We start from the raw sequence: 11,984 nt of genomic DNA, 5'->3' as shown, positions 1-11,984 counted from the left end.
GGTACCGGGGCTCAGTCCCTCCCTCGGTCTCCGGCCGTCTCGCTCCGCTCGCACACGAAGATCGCCGTGCCCGGGATCAGGTTCCCGCGCAGGGGCGACCAGCCGCCCCACTCGGCGGTGTTCCAGGCCGGCCACTCCGGCTCCACCAGGTCCACCAGCCGGAAACCGGACGCCACGATGTCCCGCACCCGGTCGCCGATCGTCCTGTGGTGCTCCACGTAGACCGCGCGGCCCTGCTCGTCCTGCTCCACATAGGGCGTGCGGTCGAAGTACGACGAGGACACCGTCAGACCCTCCGGGCCCGGCTCGTCCGGGAACGCCCAGCGGATCGGGTGCGTCACCGAGAACACGAACCGGCCGCCCGGCCGCAGCACCCGGCGCACCTCGCGCAGCACCAGCCGCGGGTCGGCCACGAACGGCAGCGCCCCGTACGCGGAGCACGCCAGGTCGAAGGAGCCGTCCGCGAAGGGCAGCGCGCCGGCGTCGGCGCAGACCAGCGGGAACGCCGCGCCGATCCGCAGCGCGTGCTGCAACTGGCGGTGCGAGAGGTCCAGGGCCACCGGACGCGCGCCCTGGGCGGCCAGCCAGCGCGCGCACTGCGCGGCGCCCGCGCCGATCTCCAGGACCTCCTTGCCCTTCAGCTCCTCCGGCGGCCCCAGCAGCTCGGCCTCCACCTCGTCCAGCCCCTCCGGGCCCCACACGAAGCGGTCGTCGCCGAGGAACGTGCCGTGCTCGGTCTGGTACTCGTCCGCGTTGCGGTCCCACCAGCCCCGATTGGCTCGCGCGCTCTCGGTGACGTCCGCGTCACGCCGGGTGGCCTCGGGCTCGAAACCCTCGGACCCCTCGGGCTCGTACGCTTCCGGCTCTTGGATGATCGGCTCCCTCGTCGTACTCTTCCGTCCAACCCGCTGGGGCCCGCACCAAGGGATCCCACGGGCCCGCGTGGCCTGTTGGGACGATTCTTCTGCCTGGAATGCGGCGATCCGCCCCGGGTGTGCGCCTTCGCGCATTGACCATGTCCGGCCGCGCCCGTATGCTACAAGTTGCGCTGCGGGCCTGCGCACCTCAGACGTAGCAGGCTGCGCTCGCATCTGTTGTATGTCCCCTCGGTTGTCGAGGCGCCATCACCAGTACCTGGTGGGGCGCTTCCTTGGCTGTCCGGCTTCTGCAGAGCGAAACGGGCTCCCGGCGTAAGCAGTACCTACGACTTCAATGTCCGTACCGGAGCCCTTTCCCACATGACGAGCAGCACCGAGACCACCGCCACCACCCCGCAGGTAGCGGTCAACGACATCGGTAACGAGGAAGCCTTCCTCGCAGCGATCGACGAGACGATCAAGTACTTCAACGACGGCGACATCGTCGACGGCGTCATCGTGAAGGTCGACCGGGACGAGGTCCTGCTCGACATCGGTTACAAGACCGAAGGTGTCATCCCGAGCCGCGAGCTCTCGATCAAGCACGACGTCGACCCGAACGAGGTCGTCGCCGTCGGCGACGAGATCGAGGCCCTGGTCCTCCAGAAGGAGGACAAGGAAGGCCGCCTGATCCTCTCGAAGAAGCGCGCCCAGTACGAGCGTGCCTGGGGCACCATCGAGAAGATCAAGGAAGAGGACGGCATCGTCACCGGTACCGTCATCGAGGTCGTCAAGGGTGGTCTCATCCTCGACATCGGCCTCCGTGGCTTCCTTCCGGCCTCCCTGGTCGAGATGCGCCGCGTCCGCGACCTCCAGCCGTACGTCGGCAAGGAGCTCGAGGCCAAGATCATCGAGCTGGACAAGAACCGCAACAACGTGGTCCTGTCCCGCCGTGCCTGGCTGGAGCAGACCCAGTCCGAGGTCCGCCAGACGTTCCTCACGACCCTGCAGAAGGGTCAGGTCCGCTCCGGTGTGGTCTCCTCGATCGTCAACTTCGGTGCCTTCGTGGACCTGGGTGGCGTCGACGGTCTGGTCCACGTCTCCGAGCTGTCCTGGAAGCACATCGACCACCCCTCCGAGGTCGTCGAGGTCGGCCAGGAGGTCACCGTCGAGGTCCTCGACGTCGACATGGACCGCGAGCGCGTCTCCCTGTCGCTGAAGGCGACCCAGGAAGACCCGTGGCAGCAGTTCGCCCGCACCCACCAGATCGGCCAGGTCGTGCCCGGCAAGGTCACGAAGCTGGTGCCGTTCGGTGCGTTCGTCCGCGTGGACGAGGGCATCGAGGGTCTGGTCCACATCTCCGAGCTGGCCGAGCGCCACGTGGAGATCCCGGAGCAGGTCGTCCAGGTCAACGACGAGATCTTCGTCAAGGTCATCGACATCGACCTCGAGCGTCGCCGCATCAGCCTCTCGCTGAAGCAGGCCAACGAGTCCTTCGGTGCCGACCCGTCCGCGGTCGAGTTCGACCCGACCCTGTACGGCATGGCCGCGTCCTACGACGACCAGGGCAACTACATCTACCCCGAGGGCTTCGACCCGGAGACCAACGACTGGCTGCCGGGCTACGAGAAGCAGCGCGAGGAGTGGGAGCGCCAGTACGCCGAGGCGCAGTCCCGCTTCGAGCAGCACCAGCAGCAGGTCATCAAGTCCCGCGAGGCCGACGCCGCTGCCGCGGCCGAGGGCGGCGAGGCTGCGGCTCCGGCCGCGACCGGCGGTTCGTACTCCTCCGAGGGCGCGGACACCTCCGGTGCCCTGGCCTCGGACGAGGCGCTGGCCGCGCTGCGCGAGAAGCTGGCCGGCGGCCAGAGCTGAGCGCTGCCGCTGAGGCTTGACCGATAGTCGGCTGAGGGGCCGCACCTTTCGAGGTGCGGCCCCTCAGGCGTTTGTGCAGGGTCGAGCCGTGACCCCCGTCCCCGTGCCGGCAGGCGAGCGACGCGCCGCGGGCGATCGCCGCCTGACGGCGTGTCGCGGGAATTCCGCTGTTCCAGGGCACGTTGTCCATGAGGAACACGAGGAGGAGCGGTCACAGTGCTTGATCCGCAGGGTTTGTACGCATGGGAGCCGAAGGGCCTCGCCGTGGTCGACATGGCGCTCGCCCAGGAGTCGGCCGGCCTTGTCATGCTCTACCACTTCGACGGATACATCGACGCGGGTGAGACCGGCGACCAGATCGTCGACCGGCTGCTCGACTCACTGCCCCACCAGGTCGTGGCCCGGTTCGACCACGACCGGCTCGTGGACTACCGGGCCCGGCGGCCCCTGCTGACCTTCAAGCGGGACCGCTGGACCGGGTACGAGGTCCCGGCCATCGAGGTCCGCCTCGTCCAGGACACCACCGGTGCCCCCTTCCTGCTGCTGTCCGGTCCCGAACCGGACGTGGAGTGGGAGCGGTTCGCGGCCGCCGTACGCCAGATAGTGGAGCGGCTCGGCGTGCGCCTGTCCGTGAACTTCCACGGCATCCCCATGGGCGTCCCGCACACCCGCCCGGTGGGCCTGACCCCGCACGGCAACCGCAGCGAACTCGTCCCCGGCCACCGCAGCCCCTTCGAGGAGGCCCAGGTTCCCGGCAGCGCCGAGTCGCTCATCGAGTACCGCCTCATGGAGGCCGGACACGACGTCCTGGGCCTCGCCGCCCACGTCCCGCACTACATCGCCCGCTCCGTGTACCCGGACGCCGCCCTCACCGTCCTGGAGGCCATCACGGCCGCCACCGGCCTGGTGCTGCCCGGCGTCGCCCACTCCCTGCGGACGGACGCCCACCGCACGCAGACCGAGATCGACCGGCAGATCCAGGAGGGCGACGAGGAACTGACCTCGCTCGTCCAGGGCCTGGAGCACCAGTACGACGCCGCGGCCGGCGCCGAGACACGGGGCAACATGCTCGCCGAGCCCGTGGAGATCCCGTCGGCCGACGAGATCGGACGCGAGTTCGAGCGCTTCCTGGCGGAACGCGAGGGCGACAACTGACCCGCGCCCTGCGCCGCGCGGGCACGGTGAATCCCACCCGGCTCACACCTGCCGTACGGGCCCCGCGGCGGAGCGTCTAGGCTTCCGCTCATGCTGACAGTGGGCCTGACCGGCGGGATCGGCGCCGGCAAGAGCGAGGTGTCGCGGCTGCTCGTGCAGCATGGAGCCGTGCTGATCGACGCCGACCGCATCGCACGCGAGGTCGTGGCGCCCGGCACGCCCGGGCTCGCGGCCGTGGTCGACGCCTTCGGAGCGGACGTCCTCGCCGCCGACGGCAGCCTGGACCGGCCCCGGCTCGGCTCCATCGTCTTCGCCGACCCCGAGAAGCTCGCCGTCCTGAACGCGATCGTGCACCCCTTGGTGGGCGCCCGCTCCCGCGAGCTGGAGCGCGCCGCGGCCGAGGACGCCGTGGTGGTCCACGACGTGCCCCTGCTCACGGAGAACGGTCTGGCATCCCTCTACGACCTCGTGGTCGTCGTGGACGCGAGCCCCGAGACCCAGCTCGAACGGCTGGTACGGCTGCGCGGGATGACCGAGGAGGACGCACGCGCGCGTATGGCCGCGCAGGCGACCCGCGAACAGCGCCGGGAGATCGCGGACATCGTGATCGACAACGACGTACCCCTGGACGCGCTGGAGAAGCGGGTCGCCGAGGTGTGGGACGACCTCGCCCGCCGGGCCGCGCAGCGCGGTGCGGGTGCGGAGGACGGTGCGGGCGCGGAATAGCGGTCAGGACCGGCGCGTTGAACCGTTGGAGTGAGGGAAGGACTCTGTCGTGCCCGAGACCAGCGGTTCCACCGGACGTACGCCGGAAACGCATGTGATCGACTTCCGTGCCGCCGAGCATCTGCTCAACGCACGGGACCCGCGGGGCGCGGTGAAGCTGCTGGACGGAGTCATCGCCGCACACCCCGAGAACACCGCCGCCCGGCTGCTCCGCGCGCGTGCCTTCTTCGCGGCGGCGCAACTGCGGCCCGCCGAACTGGAATTCACCATCGTGCTGGAGCGCGAGCCGGACAACGCGTTCGCGCACTTCGCCCTGGCCCGCACCTATGAACGCCAGGGCCGCTCCGACCAGGCCAAGCGTCACTTCCGGCTGGCCGCGGCGCTCGACCCCAACCCGCAGTACCTGAAGGCGGCACGCTTCGACGACTGACACGGTCGGCCGATCCGGTGGGGCGTCACGCCGCTGCGGCCGGCCGATCCGGTGCGGGCCTCACGCCGGTCACGGATGCCGGTGCCTCGACGGGCCCGGATACGGCGGACCGCCGTCCGGCGGCCGGTACGGCGGGATGTCACGGCCCGGCTGGTAGTGCGGGCCCTGCCGGATGTGCCGGAGGATCATGATCATGTCGATGGTGACCAGCAGCCACACCACCCCGCAGGCCGCCGCCCATCCCGGCCGCCCCACGACCGCGAACGCCGCCGTGCCGAAGACCGTCCACACCAGTCCCCACACGCTCAGCCAGAACCGCGCCCGCAGTGCACTGCGCGCAGTCACCGGTTCACTGCCCGTACGCATCGGATCACCACTCCTGCTTGCAACGTACTCTCCGTCGACGACCCGCATCAACACTCGGCCGTGGCGGCCCGACCGGTCGATGAAGCGGCGCGCCTGGTCGGTGAACGGCGAGACAGCCGGTGAAACGGCGCGGCCGGTCATGTACCGGCGCGCGAAGTGACGCCGTCCGCCGAGGCCGAAGGGGGCCGGCCGGCACCGAACCCGTCCGGTTCGTCTTCGAAGACCCGGACCTGCCGGTGCCCGGTCTGCCCCGCCGCACGTCCGTGGGGCGAGCCGCCGGGGACCATCCACGGGTGGGCGGCCACGGCACATCGGGCACGAAGGGTTCCCGTTCCGGGCGGAATAGCTCGAAGGAGTGAACCGGGGGAGGGTGGGAACGGGCGTACGGTTGCGGGCCGTTGTCCGGGCATGAGGATCGAGATGCGTGAGGGCTACGAGGGCACGGGACCCGGTGCGATCAGCCCGGACGGCTGCGCGGTCGAGCTGTACGCGCGGCTGCCGGTGGGCGACGAGCCGGACATCATCGCCGCGGCGGTGCCGGCCGGGGCACACATCCTGGAACTGGGCAGCGGGGTGGGCCGCGTGACCCACTCCCTGCTGGAACGCGGCTTCACGGTCACGGCGGTGGACGAGTCCGCCGACATGCTGGCCCGGGTCCGCGGAGCGCGCACGATACGCAGCTCCATCGAAGACCTCGACCTGGGCGAGAAGTTCGACGTGGTGATGCTCGCGTCCTTCCTGGTGCACGCCGGTGACGAGGAGGTGCGCAGGGGCCTGTTGCGTACCTGCGTCCGGCATGTGGCGGAGGGCGGTTGTGTGCTGATCCAGCGGGAGGGCGCGGACTACCACACCAACGTGCCCAGGGAGCGGGTCGATCCGAGCGGTTTCACCGTGCGGATCGCCTCGGTGGAGCCGGCCGGGGAAGGGGTGAACTCGGTCCACGCGGAGTACGTCTTCCCCGACGCGGTCTGGACCCAGACGTTCCTGTCCAGACCGCTGACGCAGGAACAGTTCGAGTCGGCGCTGGCCGAAGCGGGACTGGAGGTGGACGCCGCTCTGACACCGGACGGGATGTGGGTGAGGGCAGTGCCCGCGGCGTAGGCGGTCCGCGGCTCACCTCGTGCCGACGGGCGGCGATGAGTTCTCGGCTCCGGTCCGGTCTACCTCGGTGAAACCAACGTGGACCGCTGCACCAGGAGACCCCATGTCCGAGACCACCGCTCCCACCGGCACCCCGACGACGTCCACGGCCCCCGCCGGCCCGCACACCGGCCGGGCGCGTGCGGCCCGGGTCGCCCTGCGCACGGTGCAGGTCCTGCTCGCCCTGTTCTACGGCATCGCGAGCGCCCTGCCCAAGCTCATCGCACACCCGGCGGCCGTCGAGTCCTTCGACCGGATCGGCTGGGGCAGCGGCGCCATGTACACCATCGGCGCGCTCGAACTCGCCGGGGCGGTCGCGCTGTTGGTGCCGGTGCTGCAGTCCGTGGCGGCGATCGCCCTGAGCGCGCTCATGGTGGGGGCGTTCATCGTCCAGCTCACGGCGTTCGACGGCCAGAACGCGGCGACCCCGGTGATCCTGATCGTCCCCCTCACCCTGATCGCCTGGACCCGCCGGACCCACAACGCCGACCTGCTACGGCTCCTGCGCCGACGGTGACACCGCCTCCGGTCCCCGCGGACGCCGCCGGCCGGGCAGAGGGACCTCGCCCGACGGTGGCGCGGCCGTGGCCGGAGACCGGGGGTGCCTCTTCGCCGCCCGGGCCGGTGGACGGACTCGGTCCTCCGGAGCGGCCCTCCTCGGCTCACCGCCCGCGGGGTCGCCCACCGGACCCGCCGGAGCGACCGGACCCGCTGGAGCCACCGGAGGGACCGCGGCCGCCGGAGGGGCCTGGGTTGCCGAAGCCGGGGACGCTCGGGAAGCCTGCGGGGGTGCCGGGGCCGGCGAGGCCGCGGAGGCGTTCGAGTTCGCGGCGGTCCCGCTTGGTGGGACGGCCGGCGCCGCGGTCGCGCAGGCCGGCGGGGGCGACGGCCTCGCGGGGCGGCGGCGGAGGGGAGTTGTCGACGTAGCACTGGGCGGCCACGGGTGCGCCGACCCGCTTGCGGATGAGGCGCTTGACGATCACGATCCGTTCCCGGCCCTCCTGCCGGAGCCGTACCTCGTCGCCGACGCGCACGGAGTAGGCGGGCTTCACCCGCTCGCCGTTCACGTGCACATGCCCGCCACGGCATGCGGCGGCGCCGAGGGAACGGGTCTTGATCAGGCGGACGGCCCAAATCCAGCTGTCGATGCGGACGGTCCCGCCGTCAGCGGGCCCGGCGGCCTCGGCGGCGGCCACCGCGGCGGCGATCTTCGGATCGAGGGGCTGGTCGGAGGGGGAGGGGAGAGGGGCGGGGGAGGGGGCAGAGGGAGTGGGGGCGGGGTCGGGGCTCGCTCCACCCGGCGCACCGGTCTCCTCGCCGGTCCCACGGTCCACGTTCTCGTCCGCATCCTCGGAAGCCATGCCCCGACCTTAACGCCCGGGGGCCGCGTCTCAGGAAGCCATTTCCCTGGCGCCCTTGCTGGGCAGGCGGGGCAGCCGGCATCCCTTGGCTCGCCCGTGCTGGGCAGGCGGGGAACCTTGCGTCCCTCGGCCCGCCCATGCCGGGCACGCAAGGCACCGGCATTCCCTGGCCGGCCCGCATGGCAACGTGTGGAGCTTGGCTCGCCGACTGGGCAATGTGGGGCAGCCTGGCTCGCACCGATAGACACCCCCATCCCCTGGCTTGCCCGTGGGGGCCGGGTCGGTGTCGGCCGGCTCTTGCCGCTGCGCGGACCTCGCGGCAGGGGGCCGGTTTCCGGGGCATACGGTGGCGGTATGGACGACAGCAGTGGGCTCGCCCGGCTCGACCGGCGCGTCGCCGACTGCCGGGCCTGCCCCCGGCTGGTCGACTGGCGTGAGGAGGTGGCCCGTACGAAACGGGCCGCGTTCGCCGACTGGACGTACTGGGGGCGGCCGGTGCCCGGCTTCGGGCCGGCCGACGCCCGGCTGGTGATCATCGGGCTGGCCCCGGCCGCGCACGGCGGCAACCGCACCGGCCGCATGTTCACCGGCGACCGTTCGGGAGACGTGCTGTACCAGGCGCTGTACGACGTGGGGCTCGCCTCGCAGCCCACCTCCGTCAGCGCCGATGACGGACTTCAGCTGTACGGCGTGCGGGTCACCGCGCCCGTGCACTGTGCCCCGCCCGCGAACAAGCCGACCCCGGGTGAGCGGGACACCTGCCGGCCCTGGCTGGTCCAGGAGCTGACGCTGCTCCGGCCGACGCTGCGGGCCGCGGTCGTGCTCGGCGCCTTCGGCTGGCAGGCCGCGCTGCCCGCGTTCGCGGAGGCGGGCTGGACCGTGCCCCGCCCCCGCCCGGCCTTCGCCCACGGCGCCCGGGTCGCGCTCGACGGCCTGGATCTCTTCGGCTGCTTCCACGTCAGCCAGCGCAACACCTTCACCGGCCGGCTCACCACCGACATGCTCCGCGAGGTGCTGCGCAGGGCGGCGGACGCGGCCGGGCTGCCGTAGAGCCTGCGAGCACAGGCGTTCCTCAACAGGTGTCCGTCCCGGTTCACGAGGTGTCCGTCCCGGTTCACCGTCACCGGGCGGATCGGGTTCGCCGTCACCGGGCAGGTCGGGTTCGCCGTCAGCGGGCCGACCGGCCCACCTTCACCTGCCCGACGGCCCGGCGGAATTTCAGGAGCGGGCCTCGGTGGGACTGAGCCAGGGTGGACGCATGCCTTCCTCCTCCGACGCCGGCTTCCTCGCCGGTACCGCCGACCGGCTGGCCGCCCTTCCCGCCGTCCGGGCCGTCGCCCTCGGCGGCTCCCGTGCCGAGGGCACCCACCGCCCGGACAGCGACTGGGACCTGGCCGTCTACTACCGCGGCCCGTTCGATCCGGACGACCTGCGCGCCCTCGGCTGGCCCGGTGAGGTCTCCGATCTCGGCGGCTGGGGCGGCGGTGTCTTCAACGGCGGTGCCTGGCTGACGATCGAGGGGCGCCGGGTCGACGTGCACTACCGGGACCTGGACGTCGTCGAGCACGAGCTGGCCGAGGCGGAGGAGGGCCGCTTCCGGGTGGAGCCGCTGCTGTTCCACCTGGCCGGGATCCCCACCTACCTGGTCGTCGCCGAGCTGGCACTGAACCGGGTGCTGCGCGGTGATCTCCCGCGCCCCGCCGCCTACCCGCCGAAGCTGCGCCGCACCGCTTTCGACCGCTGGTCCGGCACCGCCCGCGCCACCCTCTCCTACGCCGAGGCCCACCACGCCCCGCACGGCCGCCTCACCGAGACCGCCGGTGCCCTCGCCACGGCCGCCGCGCAGGCCGCCCACGCCGTGCTCGCGGCCCGCGGCGAGTGGGTGACGAACGAGAAGCGGCTGCTGGAGCGGGCCGGGCTGCGGGAGGTCGACGCGGTCGTGGGCGCCCTGCGGGCCGAGCCGGCCGCCCTCACCACCGCGGTGACCGACGCCGGGAAGATCATCGCCGGGGCATTGCGTTCATAAAGAAATCGGCTGTCCCGGCACCTTTCACACGGGTGAAACGTGATCGGCCCGTTTGCCGGGGGAACGCGCTCTACCGTGGAAGCACTCCACCGGCCACCGTCGTCCGAAGGCCCACCCCCGCCCTCGTATGAACAGGAGCCCTGTGTCCCGGCCCGCCGTACCCCTCTGGCTCGCCCATGCCTTCCGTGCCCAGCGCGGACCCGTCCCCTGGAGCGCGGTGTGCCGGGGCGCTCTCGCCGCTGGGCCGTTGCTGGCGGCGGGGGTGCTCGCCGGGCAGACGGCCCTCGGTGTGATCGCCGCCATCGCCGCGATGCTGGCCGGCATCAACGACCGGCCCGGCAGCCGGCGGGCGTCGGTCAAGCGTCTCGGGGTGCCCGCGCTGGCCGGTGCGCTGGGGCTCCTCCTGGGGACGTACGCCGGGCAGGGGCTGGCCGCCGTACCGCTGACCCTGGCGCTCACCGTGCTCGGACTGGTCGCCGGCGGCGTCAGTGCCGCCGGGCCCGTCGCCTCCGCCGCCGGTACGCACCTGCTCGTCGCCGCGGCCATCGGCGCCGGGATGCCGGCCGCCGAGAGCGGCTGGCTGCGCGCCCTGGCCTTCCTGGCAGGCGCCTGCTGGCTGCTGGTGCTGCGGCTCGTCCTGCCCACCCCCGGTTCGCTCGCCGGAGACTTCCGCTTCGACGGCGAGCGGCAGGCGGTCGCCGACGTGTACGACGCGATCGCCGCGCTCGTCGCCGCCGTGGGCGATGAGCACGCCACCGCCCGGCGGGCCGCGCTCACCGCCGCGCTCGACCACGCCCAGGACGCCCTCGCCGGGCCCCGGCTGCGCCGGTACGCGAGCTCGGCCGCCGAGCGCCGGCTGCATGCGCAGTTCGCGGCGGCCCTGCCCCTCGCCGAGGCCGCCACCGCCCTGTACTGGGCGGGGGAGCCCGTGCCGGCGCGGGCGGCGGAGGGGCCCGGGCGGCTCGCCGCCGCCGTCCGCGGCAACACCGGCACCGGCCCGCTGCCCGCCCCGCACCGGTCGGCGCCCGCCCTGCGCGCCCTGGACGACGCCCTGCTGCGTGCCGCCGACACCTTCGACCGGGGCGAGGGCGCCCACCGCGGACTGCTGGGCCGGCGCCGGGGTGTCCGGCATGCGCTGCGGGCCGCGTTCGGGGCCGGTGGCCGCGAGTACGGGCTGCGCGTCGCCCTCTGCTTCGGCGCCAGCGCCGCCATCGCCCAGGCCCTGCACCACAGCCGCTGGTACGGGCCGCACACGCACTGGTACTGGCTGCCCGTCACCGCCGTCTTCCTCGTCAAGCCCGACCTCGGCCCGCTCGCCTCCCGGGTGCTGTGCCGGGCCGCCGGAACCGTGCTCGGTGCCGTGGTGTTCGCCGGCTTCGCCGCGCTGCTGCCGCGCCCGGTGGGGCTGATCGCGCTGGTGGCGGTCTGTGGTGCCGCTATACCGGTCGCCACCCGGAACTTCGCGGCGCTCACCGCCGTCATCACCGTCCTCGTCCTCGCCCTGGTCATGGCCGGCGGGGAGCCGCAGGCCTCGATCAGCCGGATCGGCGAGACCCTGCTGGCCTGCGTGCTCGTGCTGGTCGTGGGGCACCTGCCGATGCCGGGGGAGCGGGGCGGCGGGGTGCGGGCCCGGCTCGCGGCGGCCGGCGGCGCCGCGCACGCCTATCTCCTGCACGTCCTCGGCGAGTCCGGCGACCGCGCCGAGCGGTGGGCGCTGCGCCGGGAGGCCTACCGGACCCTCGCCGAGGCCCGGACCGCCATCGCGCTCGCCGCCGCCGAACTGCCCGCCCTGGCCCGGCACACCGAGGGCACGGATGCCGTCGCCGAGGTGCTGGAACGGCTCGTGGACACCACCACGGCCTGCGCCGTCCACCTCGACGACACCGGACGGCTGACCCCCCGCCACCTGCGCCAACTGCGCGAGGCACTGGGTGAGCTGGAGCAGCGGGGCGTGCGGGTACCGCTGCCCGCCGCCGCGTAGCCGTCTCCACCGGTCCCGGCGCGCCTGCCCACCAGGGCGTGCGATGGTCCGTGACCGGATGCGCGGTTCG

12 protein-coding genes are annotated in these 11,984 nt (G+C 73.0%); 9 read left to right on the top strand and 3 right to left on the bottom strand.

The genetic code is table 11. The features are described from left to right. Positions 1–11: 11 nt before the first annotated feature. Positions 12–1,010 (bottom strand): class I SAM-dependent methyltransferase, encoded by a 999-nt coding sequence (locus S1361_RS10980; protein WP_243769140.1) that lies wholly within the window; start codon positions 1,008–1,010, stop codon positions 12–14. 228 nt (positions 1,011–1,238) lie between these two features. Here S1361_RS10980 and rpsA point away from each other — a divergent pair, with 228 nt between their 5' ends. The 4 genes from rpsA (at position 1,239) to S1361_RS10960 (ending at position 5,040) form a co-directional block, all read left to right on the top strand. Then, positions 1,239–2,729, top strand: a complete 1,491-nt coding sequence (rpsA, locus tag S1361_RS10975; RefSeq protein WP_208031661.1) for a 30S ribosomal protein S1 — start codon at positions 1,239–1,241, stop codon at positions 2,727–2,729. A gap of 216 nt (positions 2,730–2,945) precedes the next feature. Further along, positions 2,946–3,884, top strand: a complete 939-nt coding sequence (locus S1361_RS10970) for a PAC2 family protein (RefSeq protein WP_208031660.1) — start codon at positions 2,946–2,948, stop codon at positions 3,882–3,884. 90 nt (positions 3,885–3,974) lie between these two features. Continuing rightward, positions 3,975–4,610, top strand: coding sequence for a dephospho-CoA kinase (gene coaE, locus S1361_RS10965; protein WP_208031659.1), 636 nt, complete (start codon positions 3,975–3,977; stop codon positions 4,608–4,610). Between the two features lie 49 nt (positions 4,611–4,659). Further along, positions 4,660–5,040, top strand: a complete 381-nt coding sequence (locus S1361_RS10960; RefSeq protein WP_208031658.1) for a tetratricopeptide repeat protein — start codon at positions 4,660–4,662, stop codon at positions 5,038–5,040. Between the two features lie 69 nt (positions 5,041–5,109). Here S1361_RS10960 and S1361_RS10955 read toward each other — a convergent pair whose 3' ends face one another. Then, positions 5,110–5,406, bottom strand: coding sequence for a DUF6343 family protein (locus tag S1361_RS10955; protein WP_208031657.1), 297 nt, complete (start codon positions 5,404–5,406; stop codon positions 5,110–5,112). Between the two features lie 408 nt (positions 5,407–5,814). On the opposite strand from S1361_RS10955, the gene S1361_RS10950 reads away from it, so the two are divergent. Then, the gene (locus S1361_RS10950; RefSeq protein WP_243769139.1) at positions 5,815–6,507 is read left to right on the top strand and encodes a class I SAM-dependent methyltransferase; all 693 of its coding nucleotides are present in this window, start codon (positions 5,815–5,817) and stop codon (positions 6,505–6,507) included. Between the two features lie 103 nt (positions 6,508–6,610). Further along, entirely contained in the window at positions 6,611–7,063 is a 453-nt protein-coding gene (locus tag S1361_RS10945) for a DoxX family protein (RefSeq protein ID WP_208031656.1), read from the top strand. A 145-nt stretch (positions 7,064–7,208) separates the two neighbouring features. Here S1361_RS10945 and S1361_RS10940 read toward each other — a convergent pair whose 3' ends face one another. Continuing rightward, the gene (locus S1361_RS10940; RefSeq protein ID WP_208031655.1) at positions 7,209–7,907 is read right to left on the bottom strand and encodes an RNA-binding S4 domain-containing protein; all 699 of its coding nucleotides are present in this window, start codon (positions 7,905–7,907) and stop codon (positions 7,209–7,211) included. A gap of 354 nt (positions 7,908–8,261) precedes the next feature. Between S1361_RS10940 and S1361_RS10935 the strand changes: the two genes are divergently transcribed. The 3 genes from S1361_RS10935 to S1361_RS10925 all read left to right on the top strand — a co-directional run bounded on the left by S1361_RS10935 (position 8,262) and on the right by S1361_RS10925 (position 11,914). Continuing rightward, entirely contained in the window at positions 8,262–8,957 is a 696-nt protein-coding gene (locus tag S1361_RS10935; protein ID WP_208031654.1) for a uracil-DNA glycosylase, read from the top strand. A 208-nt stretch (positions 8,958–9,165) separates the two neighbouring features. Further along, positions 9,166–9,933: a nucleotidyltransferase domain-containing protein gene (locus tag S1361_RS10930; RefSeq protein WP_208031653.1), complete on the top strand. Its 768-nt coding sequence runs from the start codon at positions 9,166–9,168 to the stop codon at positions 9,931–9,933. Positions 9,934–10,060: 127 nt separating this feature from the next. Continuing rightward, the gene (locus S1361_RS10925) at positions 10,061–11,914 is read left to right on the top strand and encodes an FUSC family protein (RefSeq protein WP_208031652.1); all 1,854 of its coding nucleotides are present in this window, start codon (positions 10,061–10,063) and stop codon (positions 11,912–11,914) included. Positions 11,915–11,984: the final 70 nt, after the last annotated feature.

Origin of the sequence: Streptomyces cyanogenus, assembly GCF_017526105.1 — a bacterium.
Taxonomy (GTDB): domain Bacteria; phylum Actinomycetota; class Actinomycetes; order Streptomycetales; family Streptomycetaceae; genus Streptomyces; species Streptomyces cyanogenus.
The sequence above is the reverse complement of the archived record's forward strand: the minus strand, read 5'-3'. Positions and strand labels throughout refer to the sequence as shown.

Bases quoted from the DNA above. Each gene is read 5' to 3' on its own strand.
- S1361_RS10930 (WP_208031653.1), top strand. From the start codon at position 9,166: ATGCCTTCCTCCTCCGACGCCGGCTTCCTCGCCGGTACCGCCGACCGG.
- coaE (WP_208031659.1), top strand. From the start codon at position 3,975: ATGCTGACAGTGGGCCTGACCGGCGGGATCGGCGCCGGCAAGAGCGAG.
- S1361_RS10935 (WP_208031654.1), top strand. From the start codon at position 8,262: ATGGACGACAGCAGTGGGCTCGCCCGGCTCGACCGGCGCGTCGCCGAC.
- S1361_RS10940 (WP_208031655.1), bottom strand. From the start codon at position 7,907: ATGGCTTCCGAGGATGCGGACGAGAACGTGGACCGTGGGACCGGCGAG.
- S1361_RS10945 (WP_208031656.1), top strand. From the start codon at position 6,611: ATGTCCGAGACCACCGCTCCCACCGGCACCCCGACGACGTCCACGGCC.
- S1361_RS10955 (WP_208031657.1), bottom strand. From the start codon at position 5,406: ATGCGTACGGGCAGTGAACCGGTGACTGCGCGCAGTGCACTGCGGGCG.
- S1361_RS10950 (WP_243769139.1), top strand. From the start codon at position 5,815: ATGAGGATCGAGATGCGTGAGGGCTACGAGGGCACGGGACCCGGTGCG.
- S1361_RS10925 (WP_208031652.1), top strand. From the start codon at position 10,061: ATGAACAGGAGCCCTGTGTCCCGGCCCGCCGTACCCCTCTGGCTCGCC.
- S1361_RS10980 (WP_243769140.1), bottom strand. From the start codon at position 1,010: ATGCGCGAAGGCGCACACCCGGGGCGGATCGCCGCATTCCAGGCAGAA.
- rpsA (WP_208031661.1), top strand. From the start codon at position 1,239: ATGACGAGCAGCACCGAGACCACCGCCACCACCCCGCAGGTAGCGGTC.